This is a genomic window from Sunxiuqinia rutila, from assembly GCF_050589705.1.
GTDB classification, from domain to species: domain Bacteria; phylum Bacteroidota; class Bacteroidia; order Bacteroidales; family Prolixibacteraceae; genus Sunxiuqinia; species Sunxiuqinia rutila.
In genome coordinates this window covers 164,783-181,429 of the sequence record NZ_JBNGOT010000006.1, presented here as the reverse complement: position 1 = coordinate 181,429, position 16,647 = coordinate 164,783, and the positions used below count along the sequence as shown (strand labels likewise).

Annotated in this window: 16 protein-coding genes and 1 riboswitch; of the genes, 12 read left to right on the top strand and 4 right to left on the bottom strand. The window is 47.4% G+C overall.

What is annotated here, in order from left to right; genetic code table 11:
* Nucleotide 1: 1 nt before the first annotated feature.
* From ACRD6K_RS09470 to ACRD6K_RS09420, 11 genes are all read left to right on the top strand, one after another.
* Nucleotides 2-808, top strand: coding sequence for an ABC transporter ATP-binding protein (locus tag ACRD6K_RS09470; protein WP_430973053.1), 807 nt, complete (start codon nucleotides 2-4; stop codon nucleotides 806-808).
* 29 nt (nucleotides 809-837) lie between these two features.
* Nucleotides 838-2,031, top strand: a complete 1,194-nt coding sequence (locus tag ACRD6K_RS09465; protein ID WP_430973052.1) for a hypothetical protein — start codon at nucleotides 838-840, stop codon at nucleotides 2,029-2,031.
* Nucleotides 2,032-2,094: 63 nt separating this feature from the next.
* Nucleotides 2,095-2,294: riboswitch (cobalamin riboswitch) on the top strand.
* Between the two features lie 86 nt (nucleotides 2,295-2,380).
* Entirely contained in the window at nucleotides 2,381-4,306 is a 1,926-nt protein-coding gene (locus ACRD6K_RS09460; protein WP_430973051.1) for a TonB-dependent receptor plug domain-containing protein, read from the top strand.
* Nucleotides 4,307-4,324: 18 nt separating this feature from the next.
* On the top strand, nucleotides 4,325-5,437 hold the full coding sequence (locus tag ACRD6K_RS09455) for a DUF5074 domain-containing protein (RefSeq protein ID WP_430973050.1): 1,113 nt from the start codon (nucleotides 4,325-4,327) through the stop codon (nucleotides 5,435-5,437).
* Between the two features lie 144 nt (nucleotides 5,438-5,581).
* Complete coding sequence (gene cobU, locus ACRD6K_RS09450; RefSeq protein WP_430973049.1) at nucleotides 5,582-6,100, top strand: bifunctional adenosylcobinamide kinase/adenosylcobinamide-phosphate guanylyltransferase; 519 nt, start codon at nucleotides 5,582-5,584, stop codon at nucleotides 6,098-6,100.
* Between the two features lie 77 nt (nucleotides 6,101-6,177).
* Nucleotides 6,178-7,188, top strand: coding sequence for a nicotinate-nucleotide--dimethylbenzimidazole phosphoribosyltransferase (gene cobT, locus ACRD6K_RS09445; RefSeq protein ID WP_430973048.1), 1,011 nt, complete (start codon nucleotides 6,178-6,180; stop codon nucleotides 7,186-7,188).
* A gap of 123 nt (nucleotides 7,189-7,311) precedes the next feature.
* Nucleotides 7,312-8,064, top strand: coding sequence for an adenosylcobinamide-GDP ribazoletransferase (locus ACRD6K_RS09440; RefSeq protein ID WP_430973047.1), 753 nt, complete (start codon nucleotides 7,312-7,314; stop codon nucleotides 8,062-8,064).
* Between the two features lie 10 nt (nucleotides 8,065-8,074).
* The gene (cobC, locus tag ACRD6K_RS09435) at nucleotides 8,075-8,614 is read left to right on the top strand and encodes an alpha-ribazole phosphatase (protein WP_430973046.1); all 540 of its coding nucleotides are present in this window, start codon (nucleotides 8,075-8,077) and stop codon (nucleotides 8,612-8,614) included.
* Nucleotides 8,611-10,104, top strand: a complete 1,494-nt coding sequence (locus tag ACRD6K_RS09430) for a cobyric acid synthase (protein ID WP_430973045.1) — start codon at nucleotides 8,611-8,613, stop codon at nucleotides 10,102-10,104. The genes cobC and ACRD6K_RS09430 overlap by 4 nt, the downstream gene beginning before the upstream one ends.
* Before the next feature lie 96 nt (nucleotides 10,105-10,200).
* The gene (cbiB, locus tag ACRD6K_RS09425) at nucleotides 10,201-11,142 is read left to right on the top strand and encodes an adenosylcobinamide-phosphate synthase CbiB (protein ID WP_430973044.1); all 942 of its coding nucleotides are present in this window, start codon (nucleotides 10,201-10,203) and stop codon (nucleotides 11,140-11,142) included.
* An 89-nt stretch (nucleotides 11,143-11,231) separates the two neighbouring features.
* Nucleotides 11,232-12,194, top strand: coding sequence for a diacylglycerol/lipid kinase family protein (locus tag ACRD6K_RS09420; protein ID WP_430973043.1), 963 nt, complete (start codon nucleotides 11,232-11,234; stop codon nucleotides 12,192-12,194).
* Nucleotides 12,195-12,216: 22 nt separating this feature from the next.
* On the opposite strand, the gene ACRD6K_RS09415 is transcribed toward ACRD6K_RS09420, so the two are convergent.
* From ACRD6K_RS09415 to ACRD6K_RS09405, 3 genes are all read right to left on the bottom strand, one after another.
* On the bottom strand, nucleotides 12,217-13,107 hold the full coding sequence (locus ACRD6K_RS09415) for a 3'(2'),5'-bisphosphate nucleotidase CysQ family protein (RefSeq protein WP_430973042.1): 891 nt from the start codon (nucleotides 13,105-13,107) through the stop codon (nucleotides 12,217-12,219).
* A 10-nt stretch (nucleotides 13,108-13,117) separates the two neighbouring features.
* Nucleotides 13,118-14,095 (bottom strand): oxidoreductase family protein, encoded by a 978-nt coding sequence (locus tag ACRD6K_RS09410; protein WP_430973041.1) that lies wholly within the window; start codon nucleotides 14,093-14,095, stop codon nucleotides 13,118-13,120.
* Nucleotides 14,096-14,200: 105 nt separating this feature from the next.
* A complete protein-coding gene (locus ACRD6K_RS09405; RefSeq protein ID WP_430973040.1) occupies nucleotides 14,201-14,653 on the bottom strand; it encodes a hypothetical protein in 453 nt (150 codons plus the stop codon).
* 147 nt (nucleotides 14,654-14,800) lie between these two features.
* Here ACRD6K_RS09405 and ACRD6K_RS09400 point away from each other — a divergent pair, with 147 nt between their 5' ends.
* Entirely contained in the window at nucleotides 14,801-15,448 is a 648-nt protein-coding gene (locus ACRD6K_RS09400) for an HAD-IA family hydrolase (protein ID WP_430973039.1), read from the top strand.
* A gap of 171 nt (nucleotides 15,449-15,619) precedes the next feature.
* On the opposite strand, the gene pheS is transcribed toward ACRD6K_RS09400, so the two are convergent.
* Nucleotides 15,620-16,639 carry a phenylalanine--tRNA ligase subunit alpha gene (gene pheS / locus ACRD6K_RS09395; RefSeq protein ID WP_299578513.1) on the bottom strand — a complete coding sequence of 340 codons (1,020 nt, stop codon included), beginning with the start codon at nucleotides 16,637-16,639 and terminating at the stop codon, nucleotides 15,620-15,622.
* Nucleotides 16,640-16,647: the final 8 nt, after the last annotated feature.

The window sequence follows — 16,647 nt, the reverse complement described above, 5'->3', positions numbered from 1 at the left end:
CATGAGCGACACGTTTTTTCACATCGATAATTTCTCCTGTGGCTACCCCGGCTTTAAACTTAGCGGGATTAACCTGAGCCTGGAAAAGGGCTCGTTCAACGGAATTATCGGGCCCAACGGCTCGGGAAAAACAACCTTGTTTCGTGGCATCACCAACTCCATTGCCACCCTGGATGGAGCTGTCTTTCTGAAAGGAAAAAAACTGCAGCAGCTTTCTTTGAAAGAACGGGCACAAAACATTGCCATTGTCAGTCAGTTTGTGGATACCGATCAGATTTTGGTAGAAGATTATGTGTTGATGGGGCGCATGCCTTACCACAACCGCTTTCAATTTTTCGAGTCGAAAGGGGATTATGAAAAAGCCCACCATTACATGCAGTTGACCGATGTTTTGAAGCATAAAGACAAGCTGATGACTGAGCTGAGTGGGGGAGAGCAGCAGCGGGCGGCCATTGCGCGGGCCTTGACACAGGAACCGGAATTGCTGCTTCTCGATGAGCCGACTTCGCATTTGGACATCACGCACCAGGTTAAGATCCTGGACCTTTTGTACCGACTCAATAAAGAGATGAAACTGACTGTTTTGATGGTAATTCATGACCTGAATCTGGCCTCGGAATATTGCGATCAGCTGATTCTTTTCAACGAAGGGAGACTGTTTACCCAGGGAACACCTGAGGAAGTCCTTTCCTTCGATACCATCGAAAAAGTTTATAAAACGCCGGTTATTACCCGCACCAATCCGTACTCCAACAAACCCGTTATCTTTTTGGTGAGTGAGAAGATGATGAAAGATTCGCATAATTGACTTAACTTGCTTGAGCAAAAGCAAGTTCTATGCGACCAATACGACTTATTTTTGGGGCGGTGCTGTTGGTGATCCTCAGCCTGCAAGGACTGGCCTTACCTGTTTTTGAACCACGAACCGACCAGCGCGATACCACACTAATCAATCAGTTTTTGGGCTTGTTTGAAACCCAGGAAGGAGCTGATATTCCCGAGGCTCAGCGCTCCAAGCGCAAGCAGGTGGACGAGCTGCTGAAAGCGCTTAGCCAACGCGATGGAAAACTGCAGTTTAACGGAGTGGCTACCGCCAGTGTTCAGGTAGAACCAAGGTCGGATGCCAATTACCAGGGCGTCGGTTCATTTGATATTTTTGCCTTTACCAGCTTTGGGCCGCATACCATTTTGTTCTTCGATCTGGAGGCCGTGGGGGGTGACGGGCCGGATCAGCTTATACCCAATCGGAGTGTTTTGAATGCCGATGCCGGTTCTTCCCAAAGTGCTGAAGGAATTGACCACTTGGTGGTGCTGGAAGCCTGGGCTGAGTTTCGGGCTTTGAAAGACATACTGACGGTGAACCTTGGGAAGATTGATGTGACCAATTACTTCGATAATAACCTGCATGCCAACGACGAAACCAGCCAGTTTTTAAGCGGAGCCTTTGTGAATAGCACGGCACTGCCAGCACCTCCAAACTCTCCCGGAATCCGGCTGCGAAGCTCGTTCCTGAACCGGTTTTACCTTCAGGTTGGCTTAAATCGCCTCGATAATTCGGGCAATGACCTGATGCGGCATCACTTTAAAATTGCCGAAACGGGCTTTATGCTGTTTCCAGGCAGCAAGTGGGAAGCCAACTTCCGGATTTATGGCTATGAACATCCGGAAGCAGGAAATAGCCAGGGATTTGGTTTTTCGGCGGATGAGCTGATTGCCGGCACCTTCACCATATTTGGGCGTTATGCTAAAAATGAATCGAAGCTGGCCGAATGGTTTGGAGTGGAGCGGGCCTGGAGTGCCGGCATCGGGTTCAAGCAATTGGTGCTGAACCGGGAGTTTAATGTTGGCCTGGCTTATGGCGATACCAAGCTTTCTGGCGACGACCAGCATGAGCGGCTGGCTGAGCTTTACATTAGCAATCAGTTCAACCAATGGGTTTATCTTTCTCCTCACCTCCAGTGGCTAGAAACGGCTGGCGCTCAGCAGGACGAGCACTTGTTGCTGGGCTTGAGAATCAATTTCAGCTATTAGCCTCATTTTTCCTGATTTTGAATGGAGAAGTGGAAAAAGCCTTTTTCAAACAGAAATTATTCCTACATTTGCCACGGATTTGGTTCCAACGATCGTTCCGCGGTCGGGATGAATAGGGAATCCGGTTAGAATCCGGAGCTGTACCCGCAGCTGTAAGCCTTAATACAGCTTTCTGAACCCCATGCCACTGTTCTTTTATCAGAACGGGAAGGCGTCAGAAAGCAAGGTGAGCCAGAAGACCTGCCAAAATCCGTTTTGAATATGAACAAAAGCTTCGGGAATAAAGCTAGTGAATAATAATCGCGTATTTTTCACAATCTTATCCTAAGCTCATTCTACTAATTTAGAAATGAGACGGTTTATTTTATTATCAGGACTTCTGGTGCTCGCTATTGGTGGGCTTTATGCTCAGGAGCACAGTCTTTCGGACACCATTTTGCTGGACGAGGTAAACACCTACGCCACCGTGAAAAAGTACCAGGCCGGTGCTAAGTTGGAATCCATTTCAAACGAGCAATTGCAATTGTCTTCAGGCGGTGGTCTGGATCAGTTGCTGATGCGTTTTACCCCAATCTATGTAAAGTCCAATGCGGGTGGTTTATCCACCATCCGGTTGCGTGGAACAGCGCCCGACCATACTTCCGTAAATTTTGGCGGGCTCAACGTCAATTCCTTAACCTTGGGGCATAGTAACATGTCGTCGGTGCCCTCGTACCTGTTTGACGGGCTGGATTTGCAATACGGAAGCTCATCGGCGGTGAACGGGTCAGGGTCGATCGGAGGAGCCATTTACCTCGGACTAAAAAGTAACTGGACGGATGGGATGAAAGTGCAATCAACCATTACTCAAGGCTCATTTGGAGAGCAGTTGTACGGAGCCAAAGTATTTGTTGGGAATGGGCGTTGGGAGTCTGTTACCCGTCTGTTTTACTACAAAAAGAAGAATGATTTCCCTTTTGATAATCCGTATACCGGAGATGTGGAGAACCGTGAGCCGGTAGCTGACCGGCAAAATGGGGCGTCCATTGAAAATAAAGGGCTGGTTCAGGAGCTGAATTACCGGTTCAATTCAAGAGAATTTATTAAATCAGCCGTTTGGCTGGAACACGATTGGCACGAAATTCAGCCCAACATGCCAAGCAACCTTCATTATAAAACCACGGAGCAGCTGGATAACAAGCATGTGCGGTTTTGGTCGCAGTATGAAAACAACAAACAAAGCTTAAATTACCGTTTGGGAGTTGGTTATGTGCATGATATGCAGGTTTATGACAGCATCGATGTGCAACGCATTGGAACCGACCGGTTGGTTTCGGAGTTGGAGGTGAAGCAGGATATTAATTCGAACCTGGGTTACAAGGCCGGACTAAAGTACAAATACATGGTGCCCGATGTCTATGCCTATTCGGATGAGGTGGTTGATAACGAGCAGCATTTGGATGCTTATGTTTCAGCTTTTGCCACCTTTTGGCACCGATTGAAATTGACCCTTAACCTGCGGCAGTCGTTTGTTACCGATTTTGATGCTCCTTTTACCCCCTCACTGGGTGCGGAATATCGCCTGTTTACGAATGATTTGTCGGTTTTGAAACTGACATCCACCCTTGCCCGGAGTTACCGTGTGCCAACCTTCAACGACCGGTATTGGGGAACACAAGGAAATCCCAACCTTAAAGCTGAAGATGGCATGAATTACGAGCTGGGCTTGAATTACATCTACTGTCGGGATGATTTTCAATCGGACCTGAAGCTGAATGCTTTCTATATGGATGTCAAGAATTGGATTGAGTGGCGCAACTTTGGAGTTTGGCAGGCCCAAAACCTGATGGAAGTGGTAAGCAAAGGGTTCGAGTTTCAATCCAACACCGATTGGCAGCTGGGAGACAATCATTTGAACTTTCGGTTGAACTACAATTTCAATCCGGTTGAAGCTGTTGAAAATGTGTCGGAAAGCGGCGTAACGCACCGACAGTTGATTTACGTACCCAAACACATGGGCAATGTCTTTTTAAGTTTGAAACGAAAGGCCTGGCTGGTTTATGCTGATGGCGCTTACACGGGTATGCGTTACTCGGATGAATTTGGACGTGAAATGGATCCCTATTTCCTGACAAATTGTGGGGTGTCGCGTCAGCTCAAGTTAGGAAAACAAGGGTTTAACCTGTCGTTTTCAGTGGATAATTTGCTGGATGTCGATTACCAGAACGAACGCTATTACGCCATGCCTGGGCGAAGTTTTCGCCTGAGTTTGTCTACGAATCTGAATATTATTTAAAATCCAAAATTATACTTTATGAAAAAATTGTTGAGCTATTTTTCGGTGCTGTTTTTGGCACTGGCTGTTCTGAGTTCTTGCTCTAAAGATGATGAGCCGAAACGAGATCCGTTTCCCAGTGAACTGGTGAGGGGCGCTTATATTGTGAATTATGGAGATTATGGTTCGGGTGGAGCCAGCATTTCCAAGTATGATTATGATTCGGACAAGCTGACCAATTTCTACTACCAGCAACAGAATGATGAACTGGAATTACTTTCCAATATTCAGTATATGTATCAGTATGATGATCAGGTGTTTTTACTGGGAAATATGCCGGATCAATTAATTACGGTAAACCCGCTGTTTGAGCAAACAGTGAACGGACTGACTGAGCAGATCGAAAAGCCACGTGCTTGTGTGGCCAGCGGCGATTATCTGTATGTTTCGTGCTGGGGTGGTGAAGTTTGGAATGATAACTCAATATCCTATATCGCCAAGTATAATATAGTGACTGGTGCAGTAGAAGAAACAATCAGTCTTCCTGGCGGTCCTGAAGGCCTTGAAATTGTGAATGGAAAGCTTTATGCCGCATTAAACTTTAAAGATAGTGTGGCGGTAATGAATCTCGATGATCAGGCTATTTCTTACATTGTTACCCCTGCTGTAAGTTCTTATTTCATAAAAGATCCTAAAGGAAACCTGTATGTTTCTTTGTTGAATACTTACTCTGATCCTTCCGAGCAAACCGGCTTGGGGTATATCAATACCGTAACGAATCAGCTGGAGGATATTTACCCCTTGAGCGGGGTTAGCACCGAGTACGCTTCGATTATGGCGGCAAACAACGATTTTACGAAGATCTACGTTACAGCTGCTTCTTACGTTCAGGATGGCGAAGGCCAATGGAACCTGACTGGATCGCTATCAGAATTTGATGTGGCCACAAAGACTTTTGGCTCTGAACCATTTATAAGCAATATTTCGGGGGCGAAAGGAGTTTCAGTGAACCCTGTAGACGGCAAAATTTATGTGTTTGCCGGAGAAAGTGTGACGGGTGCAGGATTGATGAAAATATACAATACTGCAGGCGAACTGTTAAGCACTAAAACTGTAGGGGCTTCACCGGCAATGGCGCTTTTTTTAGATTAGAATAGATAGATGCAACTTGTTAAGAAAATCAGGTAGTTGTGTTGAGCAAGAGGGGACTGGAACAGCAGTCTGCCTCTTGTTTTGTTTAAACTGATCTTACCAAACAGGCAAATAGAACGTTTTAAGTTCAAAAACGAATAGGCTATGGCAACAATTACATTGATAACAGGAGGTGCCCGATCGGGAAAAAGCAGTTTTGCCCAACAGCTGGCCGAGGCGCAATCCGAATCGCCGGTTTACCTGGCAACAGCCCGTATTTGGGACGAAGATTTTGCCCAGCGGGTGAAGCGACATCAAAGCGACCGTGATGGCCGGTGGCAGACCCTGGAGGAGGAAAAGCTCTTGTCAAAGCATGACTTGACGGGAAAAACGGTTTTATTGGATTGCATCACCTTGTGGCTGACCAACTTTTTCCACGACAATGACTATCAGCTTGAAGTGGCCATGGAAGCGGCTAAAGCGGAATGGACCAAGTTTGTCAAGCAAGATATGAACCTGCTGGTAGTGAGCAACGAGCTGGGCATGGGGGTTCATCCTGAAAATGAAATGGCGCGTAAGTTTGCCGACCTGCAAGGGTGGATAAACCAGTTTATAGCCCAGCAAGCCGACACGGTTTACCTGATGGTTTCCGGTATTCCAGTCAAAATAAAGGAAGGCGTATAAGGCGCTTTGTATGAACCATTGACTGGCGACGAATAGATGAATGTTTACTGAATGACAACATATAATTTTAGCAACAAATGACCCTAAATTTAAAAGAACAATTACAACATAAAATCGACCTGAAGACCAAGCCGCACGGGGCTTTAGGACAGTTGGAAAGCATTGCCTTGCAGCTGGGGTTGATTCAGAATACCCTTTCACCCAAACTTGAAAAACCGAGCTTGCTTGTGTTTGCTGCCGACCACGGCCTGGCCGATGAAGGTGTGAGCCCTTATCCGAAGGAAGTGACCTGGCAAATGGTAATGAACTTTTGTGGAGGCGGAGCAGCCATCAATGTGTTTTGTAAGCAAAATGGCATTGATTTGAAGGTGATTGATGCCGGGGTGGATTATGATTTTCCTGCGGAACTTCCGATTACCAATGCTAAAATAGCTCGCGGGTCCAGAAACATGATGAACGAACCTGCCATGAGCCTGGAAGAATGTAAGCTGGCTATGCAGCGCGGCGCTCAATTCGTAAAGGAGGAGGCTGAAGCGGGATGCAACACCATCGGATTTGGCGAAATGGGCATTGGCAATACTTCGCCATCGTCGCTGTTGATGCATCGTTTTATGAAACTTCCCATTGAGCAGTGCACCGGCAAAGGAGCGGGAATGACCGGCGATAAACTGGACCATAAAACAGCCATTTTGAAGGCGGTTTCTGAAAAGTATAACCCTCAATCAGCCCTGGAAACTCTGGCCACTTTTGGCGGGCTGGAAATTGCCATGATGGTGGGAGCCATTCTGGAAGCCCGCAAGCTTGGTATGGTCATCCTGATTGATGGATTTATTGCAACTTCGGCCACCTTAACGGCTATTCAGTTTGATGAATCGGTTCGTGAAAACTGTATTTTTTGTCATGCTTCTGAAGAACAAGGTCACCAGCTGGTGCTCAACTTCCTGCAAGCCAAGCCGGTGTTGAGCCTGGGCATGCGCTTGGGCGAAGGATCGGGAGCAGCAGTAGCCTTTCCGGTTATTCGGGCGGCAGCTACTTTCTTAAATGAAATGGCTAGCTTTGAGGATGCCGGAGTTTCGAATAAAGCGTAGCAGAAGAGCAGAGAGCCAGGGGATAGCGTTGGGATAGCAGACCGAAGGTTGAAACTTGAACTTAAGGGCTTTTCTTACGGAACTCGAAGTTGTCTGAAAATCTAATATCCAAAGTCTTGAATAATGAAAGAGCAAGTCAACCTGTTTTTAACAGCAGTCATGTTTTATAGCCGGATTCCGGTGCCTCGAAACCTGCCATTCTCCAATGAGCGGCTGAATCGCTCTACCCGCTATTTCCCTCTGATTGGATGGATTATTGGTGGCATTGGGGCTGCGGTATGCTATGGATTAAGCTTGTTCCTGCCATTTCAACTGGCTGTTTTTATGAGTATGCTGGCGACCATTTTTGCAACGGGCGCTTTTCATGAAGATGGCTTTGCCGATTTTTGCGACGGCTTTGGAGGCGGTTATACCCGCGAAAAGATTTTCACCATCATGAAAGACAGCCGCATCGGAACCTATGGCACAGTGGGACTGATTGGCATGTTGGGAACCAAGTTTCTGGCCTTGCAAAGTCTTTCAGCCCAAATGATTTTGCTGGCCTTGGTTGCTGGCCATGCTTTTAGCCGGCTGATGCCTGTCATCATCATTTTTACCAGCTGGTACTCGCGCGAAGATGAATTGAGTAAAACCAAGCCCATTGGCAAGCGGGGCAAGAATGCAGACCTGGTTTTGGCCGTACTTTTTGGTTTGTTGCCTGCTGCTTTTTTACCGTGGCAACTCATGGCGCTTGCTCTTCCGGTTTCATTGCTGATTACTTTTCAGTTCAAAAAGTACATTGAACGTAAGGTTGGAGGTTATACGGGCGACTGTCTGGGGGCACTTCAACAGATGATTGAAGTGGTTTTTTACCTGTGTCTGCTGGCTGTTTTGTAAACTGTTAGAGATGAAACTCATTGCAATCCGACATACCCGTGTGGCTGTTCCTGCTGGAATTTGCTACGGACAAACCGATGTGCCTTTGGCTGATTCGTTCCTGAAAGAATTGAGCGAGGTACAGGCAGCTACCGCCGGACTAAAGGTCGATGCGGTGTTTTCAAGTCCGCTAAGCCGTTGCCAGACATTGGCCAAAGCCGTATTTACGCATCATCCCATTGTACAGGATGATCGGTTGAAAGAAATGAACTTTGGACAGTGGGAACTGCAAACCTGGGATGCGATTTATGCCACACCGGAAGGCAGGCATTGGATGAATCATTATCAGGAATTGCCAACAGTAAGAGGCGAGTCTTTACCGGAATTGCATCAGCGTGTGGCTGATTTTGTCCATGAACTCAGTCGATCAACCCACAAACGTGTGGTTGTTGTAACGCATGCGGGGGTTATTCGGCTGTTAAAATCCATGCTGGAAAACCAATCGATGGAGGCTGTTTTTTCCAACTTTGCACCATCGTATGGTGGTGTTTATGAATTTGAAATCAAATGAAACACATACAGAAACTCAAGCCCATCCTGTTTGTCGGGACGGGGTCCGATGTTGGTAAATCGGTGATTAATGCGGCCTTCTGCCGTATTTTCAAGCAGGACGGCTATGCTCCGGCGCCGTTTAAAGCGCAAAACATGTCGTTGAACTCTTACGCCAGCGAAGAAGGGCTGGAGCTGGGGCGTGCGCAGGCCGTACAAGCCGAAGCATGTGGCATTCCCTGCCTGAGTGCTATGAATCCCATCTTACTGAAACCCACCAGTGCTAAAAGTGCACAGATCGTTTTAAACGGGAAACCGATGGGTGACCAGTCGGCCCGGGAGTATTTTCTGAAAACCGACCGTGATTTTCTCTTTGCTGAAGCGATGAAAGCCTGGCAATCCTTAAACGAACAATACAATCCCATTGTGATGGAGGGTGCGGGAAGCATTTCGGAAGTTAACCTTTGGGACAAAGACATTACCAATATGCGGGTGGCGCTTGAAACCGGGGCACCAACCATTCTGATTGCCGACATTGATCGGGGAGGCGTGTTTGGAAGTGTTTATGGTACCATCAAGCTATTGCCCGAGGCCGAACGGAAATTGATCAAAGGTATTCTGATCAATAAATTCCGGGGGGATATCAGTCTGTTTGACGAAGGACGAACCATGCTGGAGGAATTGACCGGAGTTCCGGTGATCGGTGTGGTTCCATACTTTAACGATATTCATGTGGAGCAGGAAGACAGCGTGGTGATTGATTATAAACACGGAAGCACTGAAGCCGGAAAAATTAATGTGGCCGTGGTGTTGCTGCGGCACATGAGCAACTTTACCGATTTTCACATGCTCGAGCGCATGCCGGATGTCAACTTGTACTATTCGGCCAATGCAGCCGAGATTTCCAAGGCAGATATCGTGCTGGTTCCCGGGTCGAAAAATACCATTTCCGATTTAATACACCTGCGTGAGCGGGGACTGGCCAAAGCAATCATACAGGCCTCGGAAGCCGGCAAAGGCGTGTATGGCATTTGTGGGGGCTACCAAATTTTGGGCGAAGAAATTCGTGATCCGGATCATGTTGAAGGCGATGTGGAAACCATGCCTGGATTGGGATTGTTGCCGGTAATTACCACACTGAGCAAAGAAAAAAGGACCGAACAAACCCGCTTTCGTTTTCAGAATCGGGCCGAAGTTTGCTCGGGCTACGAAATTCACATGGGGCAAACCCGGCGCATGGGAGCAGAGTCGCTATGTCGCCTGGAGGATGGAACAGAGGATGGTTGTATGGTTTCGCCTAAGTTGTGGGGAACCTATTTACACGGAATTCTGGATAACAAAACGGTGATAGAAGCCCTGCTTAAGGCGAATGGCCTGCAGGCCGATGTGACTGAGTTTGATTATGCTGCTTTCAAAGAGGAACAGTACGACAAGCTGGCCGATCATGTGCGGGCTTGTGTCGATATGGATTACCTGTATTCGGTGATGAAGTATAACATGAAAAAGAAATGAGCGTCATCCTGAACTTGTTTCAGGATCTGCATTAATAGCAGACAGGTCCCGAAATGAGTTCGGGATAACTCGTAATTAAAAACATGGCTATTATTCATGGACAAAATTTACTTCATCATAGTACCCTTATTGGTTGGCTTTTTGCTCGATAGCCTGTTGGGTGATCCTCGGTGGTTGCCGCATCCCATTCGTTTGTTTGGCTGGCTGATCAGCTGGTTTGAAAAGCGGTTCAACCGCGGAGACTATCGCAGGTTGAAAGGGGCTCTTACTTCCGGCTTTTTGGTGGGTGGCACCTGGCTAATCCTGTTTGCGCTGTTTCGCTGGCTGGAGGCTTTTCCAGTGGTTTATTGGGTGGTGGCATCAGTCGCTGTCTTTTTCGGGTTGGCTAACCGGAGTCTGATTGTTGAATCGTGGCTGGTGATCCGGGCCTTGAAAACCGAAGGACTGGAAGCCGGGCGCAAACAACTCAGTTTCATTGTTGGGCGCGATACTTCCCAACTGAATGAGCAGCAAATTCGCACGGCTGTGTTGGAAACCATGGCCGAAAACCTGAGCGACGGGGTGATTGCACCCCTGTTTTTTTATGCTTTAGGCGGTGTTCCTGCGCTTTTTGCTTTTAAAATGGCCAGCACCCTCGACTCGATGATTGCCTACAAAGATGAGCGTTACAAGGCCTATGGCTGGTTTGCCGCCCGCTTGGATGATCTGCTCAATCTTGTTCCCGCCCGTTTAACAGCCCTGTTGATGGTGCTGGTGAGTTTTAGTCCGGGTGGTTTGATACATGTTTTTCGGTATGGGCATCAACATGCCAGTCCCAATGCCGGTTATCCGGAAGCTGCCTTAGCCGGAATTCTGAAATGTCGCTTTGGTGGGCCGAATATTTATCATGGGCGGTTGGTGGACAAACCCTACATCGGACATCATGAAAAAACAATTGCAGACCGCGACTTTTGGCTGACGGCCTTTGTCAATACCGCATCTGCGTTGCTGATGACCGGAGGAATTGTGCTTTTTGTGTTGCTCTGGCTAAATGCCTGATGTTTTTCCATGGCTAAAAGAATTGTTTCGCTTTTCTCCTAAACTTTGGATATTGTGTATCTTGCCGTCGGTTGATCAAAGACTGAATCATGGGAAAAGCCAAACTTACAAATTGGATGGTCATTCTGAACCCGCAGGCCGGAAGCGGACAGGGACGCAAAGACGTGGAGAAAATACGAAAACGGCTGCAAAAGGCAGGTTTTCAGTTTGAATTATTTATCTCGAACTATCCGCAACATGCCATCCATCTAACGATGAAAGGGATTGAGCGTGGCTACCGGAAACTGATTGTGGCTGGGGGCGATGGAACAATGAATGAGGTGGCAAACGGTGTGCTTCAGCAGCAGGTTTGTGCGCCATCGGAAGTGATTGTAGGGATGATTCCGGTAGGAACAGGCAACGATTGGATCAAAACTTTTGGTATTCCCAACAACTACAAAAAAGCGATCAAGCGGATTCGAAAAGGCAAAACCATTTTGCAGGATGTCGGCTTGATCAACTACCAGGAAGGAGAGCTGCAAAAACAGCGTTTTTTTACGAATATGGCCGGTTTTGGCTTTGATGCTTTAGTGGCCAAAAAAGCCAATCGGTTGAAAGAAAAGGGGCGTACTGGCTGGCGAATTTACTTGCAAAGCCTGGTTACCGGCTACCTGAATTACCAAACCCGAAAAGTGAGCCTTCGTTTGGATGACGAAAAGGTGGAAGATCTGATCTTTTCGACCAGTATTGGTATTGGAAAATACAATGGTGGAGGCATGATGCAGGCGCCGGGAGCCATTCCCAATAACGGGGTTTTTCAGGTGACTGTCATTCGTGAAATTGGCTTGGGCGGTATTCTAAAAAACTTGCCGGGCCTATTCAATGGCCAATTTGTGAACGATGAGCGGGTATCTGTCTTTCAGGCCAGCAAGGTGGTCGTAGCTTCTGAAAACCAGATTGAAGGTGAAGCGGACGGCGAAAACCTGGGAAACCATCAGTTCGAGCTGGAAATTTTACCACAACAACTGCAGGTGATTGTCGGGAAGAAATCAAAAGTTAAACTGCATGAATAGTCTGCTCTTCAAGCTGCTGATTTCAATTTTCTTTACACATTCTTTCGCCTAATGCAATAATTTCCCGCGCAAGCTTTTCGCTGGTGGCGTAAAGAATTCCCCGATGGTTGAGATATGTGGAATCCGGGCGGTTCAAATCCAGCGGATTGCCATGCATGTCGCTAACCCAGGCTCCGGCTTCCTGGTAGATGCAGGCGCTGGCAGCGTAATCCCATAGGCTACCTCCCCCCGGTTCTTTTTTGGCATATTTGAAATAGCAGGCCGGGGCTTGTTCCAGCACCCAGCAGGCATTGAGTGCGGCACCCCCCTGAAAGCGTGTTTGAAGTCCCTGATAACCCATTCTTTGGCTAATAATTTCCAGCTCTTGAAGGCTTTGTTCAAATTGCGGCAAATCTTGAAAACTGGTATCGCTAATCAGGTGTAGCGGGCTTTCCTCAGGAATGGACACTTGCCATTTTTGCCCGTTGCGATAAGCGCCTTGCCCTTTTACCGCGTCATACAGGGTTTGGGTCAGCGGGTCGTAAATAACCCCGATAACCGGCTCGCCGGCTTGCGAAACCAAGCCGATGGATACGGCATAGCCATGCCGTTGCTTAATAAAGGCCAGTGTGCCATCCATGGGGTCGATACACCAAAAATAATCCTTCTCGAAGCGTTCCTGGTTGTCCGGACTTTCTTCGCCCAAAGTGCCTAAATCATATTTCCGAGTGATTTCTGCCAAGGAATTCAGAATCATTTCCTGAGCCATCAGATCAACTTCAGTTACTACTTGCGAAGCCAGACTGTCGCCCACGCCTTTATTCTTCACAGCCATCTTTTGCTGGCTGTAGCTTGATATTAATTGGCCGGCTTGCTGAGCAGCATGAATAGCAGCCTTGCTGAGTATTTGAAGATCCTGTTGATTTAGTCTCATGGTAATGGGCTTACGAATTAATTTGTTTAACAACGCGACGGGCCAGTCGTTCACTATAACTGTTTATTTTCCAATGGCCGGGGCTCCAGCCTTTCAGAAACCGGTGAAAATCGGTCCAGGCTACTGGGAAAAGTTCGCGCCAGTTGGCTTCCAGGGCATCCTGATCGATGGCTGGTTTTTTGGAGGTCAGCGCTTGCCGCAAAGCCTGAAAGTAAGTGTCCAGCAGCTGACTTTCCAGGCGTTCACAATCCTCTTCGTACAAACAGCTGCCAATAAAATAAGCCACATCTTTCATACCACATCCGCCGCCCACATATTGAAAATCGACGGCTGCAACGTTTTTTCCGTCGGGTGAAAAGCAGAAGTTGGCCAGCTTGGCATCGCCATGTACAAAAGTTTGAAACGGGCTTTCGCGCAGTTGTTGGTCAATGGCTCGGGCCGCTTTTTTCAGCGGAAGATCATCCAGCACTTTCAGCTCATCAGGGCGGGTATCCAGGTGCCAGTAAGTACCTACTTCCCAAAGTCCGTTTGGTTTTTCATTCATGAAAGTGGCATGGAAATTAGCCAGCCATTGCAGGCAGGCTGCCATTTCGTTCCAGCTAACGGACGATTTCCGCTTCGGGTATCCGGCTTCGTCTAAATCTTCCATCACCATCAACACTTCGTCGCCCTGGCTTTCCAGTGCCAGGCAATGCGGAATGCGGCAAGTTTCATCGCATTGCTTGCTCCAGTCTTTATACCAATTGGTTTCAACTTGGTACGAATGCAGCTTTCGCTGATGCGAGAGGTCGGTGTTCCAGCCACGTGGGTGATGGTCCTGGTTGGGCAGGCGAACATGCTTGACCACCACGCTGCTGTGGGGCGATCCCTGTAGCTGATAACGATCAATGCTGCCATAGCCACTCCAAAGGCTTTGGATGTGTTCTTTGTTGGTCAGTTTACTGGCTCCGGTTGCTTCCCGGATGATTTGCAAAAAGTACTCATTCATAGTGTCAACGCTTGCTTTTCCCTGAAATAAGGCGCAAAGATAATGATTCAGGAGTGTTAAGCGAATTCCCCGGAAGAGCAGCCAGCAAACGGGACGTTAATTCAATCAGGCGTGAGGCCGGTATGCGGGATTGTTCTGGTTGTAAAACGGATCGCGCAGGCAGACAATGGCCAGACCCAATTCGATGGCCGTAAAGGTGAGCCAAAAAAGATTGAACGATCCCAGATGCATCATCAGGCCGAGGGCTGCAAACACAATGGTAACGATAACCGTCCAGCGTTTACCTCTGAATAAACCGATTGTTACCAATACCTTTAGAATGAAGAAAGGAAGGCCGAATATAACGACCAGAACGCCAATGGAACCGATAGCCAGTGAGGGGAGAAGAGACTCTACATCGGGAAGCGCAAAGGCGGAGAATAAACCCCCTACGGTGAGGCCTAACATGATGACAAAGAAAAACAGGATGGAGAATAGAATTTGAGCGACGCCGATGAGCCCCAATACGGTTCCCTGCCACGGAATTACAGGTTTTGGTGAGGGTGAGAGAAGTTCCATAAGGTTTTGTATTTGGTTAAATTACCAGCGAAATTAAGACATAATCTCATGAGTCGCAAGTACTTTGCAGCCTGATTTGGTAAAACCCGAATGATGCTTTTTAAGCTTTCAATATTTTCCACTTACTTTGTTGCTAAAACAGACGATATGATCCATTTTTCGCACCTTATTTTCGACTTGGACGGAACGCTGGTAAACTCGAAGCTTGGCTTGCATAATGCGTTAAACTATGTGTTGGATGCCATGTCGCTCGACCTGGATAGTGAGGCTGTTATTGATCAATTGATTGGTCCCCCGATTCAGGATGGCTTGAAGCATATTCTGAATTTTGACGAGAAGCAAAGCCAGCTGGCTATGAAGCTTTTTCGGGAGTACTACAGTGAGCGTGGCATGTACGAGGCTGAAGTGTATCCCGGTATTTTGGAATTGCTGCAGGAGTTGGATGGTCAGGGGCGAAAGCTGTATGTGGCCACTTCGAAGAAAAATGAGTTTATGAAGCGGGTTTTGCGCCACTTCGAATTGGATCGGTACCTGGTAGATGCCGAAGGGGCGGGAAGTGGTGAAAAACATACCAAAGCCGAGCTGATTACCCGGGTGATGGATCGAAACCAAATTTTTCCTTCCCAGGAAGTGGTGATGGTTGGCGATACCAAATTCGATATTGTAGGCGGAAAGGCCAATGAAATAAGCACGATTGCAGTGGCCTATGGGTTTGGCAACAACGAGGAGCTTAAAAGCCTAAATCCGGACTATTTTGTCGAAGAGGCCGAAGACTTGTTTGATTTATTGGCTTGATGAAGTTTAACTTTTAGCCAACTACCACGACCATCGGCCAGTTTTTCATTTACTACCTGCCATTCACTTTGGAGACAAAAGCAGAGGTTCTCTGGAATTGGTTTTCAAATGGTGGTCAAAAAAAATCCCGAACCGGAGTCCAGGATTTCTTTGTGTGAATTTATTTTTATTCTAATATGCTGATTCAAATTGACGTAGGAAACGAACGTCGTTTTCGAAGAAATGGCGGATGTCTTTGATTCCGTATTTCAACATGGTGATTCGTTCAATTCCCATTCCGAAGGCAAATCCTGTATATTTTTTTGAGTCAATACCGCAGGAATCCAAAACGTTTGGATCAATCATTCCGCAACCCAAAATCTCAAGCCATCCGGTGTATTTACAAACGTTACAGCCCTTTCCGCCACAAATGGAGCAGCTCACATCCATTTCAGCCGATGGCTCGGTAAATGGGAAGTAAGATGGGCGCAGACGAATCTCGGTTTTTTCGCCAAACAACTCACGTGAGAAATAGAGCAGCGTCTGCTTCAAATCGGCAAACGATACGTTTTCATCCACATACAGTCCTTCAATTTGGTGGAAAATACAGTGGGCACGAGCTGAAATGGCTTCGTTGCGGAAAACGCGTCCGGGGAAAATTGCGCGGATGGGAGGTTGTGTTTTCTGCATCACACGGGCCTGCACACTGGACGTGTGGGTACGTAGCAGCACATCCGGATCTTTTTCAATGAAGAAAGTATCCTGCATGTCGCGTGCGGGGTGCTCCGGCGGGAAATTCAAGGCCGAGAACACATGCCAGTCGTCTTCTATTTCGGGGCCTTCAGCCACGGTAAATCCAAGACGGGCAAATATTTCAACAATTTCATTACGAACAATGGCCAGTGGGTGACGCGTTCCCAGTCGCATGGGTTCACCCGGGCGGCTCAAGTCAGTGCTTCCATCTCCCTGATCAGCATTCTCAAAGCTTTCTTTTAGCTCGTTAATCTTATCGAGGGCTTTATTTTTTAAAACATTGATGGCTTGTCCAACAGCTTTTTTCTGCTCGGCAGGTACCGTTTTAAAATCAGCAAACAATTGGCTAACCAATCCTTTTTTACTGATGTACTTGATGCGGAGTTCTTCCACTTCGTCTTTACCTGAAGCACTCAAGGCTTCAATTTCCTCTTGTAACTGCTTAATTTTGTCTAACATCGTCTGTC

Excerpts from the sequence above, each read along its gene's own strand:
- ACRD6K_RS09470 (WP_430973053.1), top strand. The coding sequence starts at position 2 with ATGAGCGACACGTTTTTTCACATCGATAATTTCTCCTGTGGCTACCCC.
- ACRD6K_RS09465 (WP_430973052.1), top strand. The coding sequence starts at position 838 with ATGCGACCAATACGACTTATTTTTGGGGCGGTGCTGTTGGTGATCCTC.
- ACRD6K_RS09460 (WP_430973051.1), top strand. The coding sequence starts at position 2,381 with ATGAGACGGTTTATTTTATTATCAGGACTTCTGGTGCTCGCTATTGGT.
- ACRD6K_RS09455 (WP_430973050.1), top strand. The coding sequence starts at position 4,325 with ATGAAAAAATTGTTGAGCTATTTTTCGGTGCTGTTTTTGGCACTGGCT.
- cobU (WP_430973049.1), top strand. The coding sequence starts at position 5,582 with ATGGCAACAATTACATTGATAACAGGAGGTGCCCGATCGGGAAAAAGC.
- cobT (WP_430973048.1), top strand. The coding sequence starts at position 6,178 with ATGACCCTAAATTTAAAAGAACAATTACAACATAAAATCGACCTGAAG.
- ACRD6K_RS09440 (WP_430973047.1), top strand. The coding sequence starts at position 7,312 with ATGAAAGAGCAAGTCAACCTGTTTTTAACAGCAGTCATGTTTTATAGC.
- cobC (WP_430973046.1), top strand. The coding sequence starts at position 8,075 with ATGAAACTCATTGCAATCCGACATACCCGTGTGGCTGTTCCTGCTGGA.
- ACRD6K_RS09430 (WP_430973045.1), top strand. The coding sequence starts at position 8,611 with ATGAAACACATACAGAAACTCAAGCCCATCCTGTTTGTCGGGACGGGG.
- cbiB (WP_430973044.1), top strand. The coding sequence starts at position 10,201 with ATGGACAAAATTTACTTCATCATAGTACCCTTATTGGTTGGCTTTTTG.
- ACRD6K_RS09420 (WP_430973043.1), top strand. The coding sequence starts at position 11,232 with ATGGGAAAAGCCAAACTTACAAATTGGATGGTCATTCTGAACCCGCAG.
- ACRD6K_RS09415 (WP_430973042.1), bottom strand. The coding sequence starts at position 13,107 with ATGAGACTAAATCAACAGGATCTTCAAATACTCAGCAAGGCTGCTATT.
- ACRD6K_RS09410 (WP_430973041.1), bottom strand. The coding sequence starts at position 14,095 with ATGAATGAGTACTTTTTGCAAATCATCCGGGAAGCAACCGGAGCCAGT.
- ACRD6K_RS09405 (WP_430973040.1), bottom strand. The coding sequence starts at position 14,653 with ATGGAACTTCTCTCACCCTCACCAAAACCTGTAATTCCGTGGCAGGGA.
- ACRD6K_RS09400 (WP_430973039.1), top strand. The coding sequence starts at position 14,801 with ATGATCCATTTTTCGCACCTTATTTTCGACTTGGACGGAACGCTGGTA.
- pheS (WP_299578513.1), bottom strand. The coding sequence starts at position 16,639 with ATGTTAGACAAAATTAAGCAGTTACAAGAGGAAATTGAAGCCTTGAGT.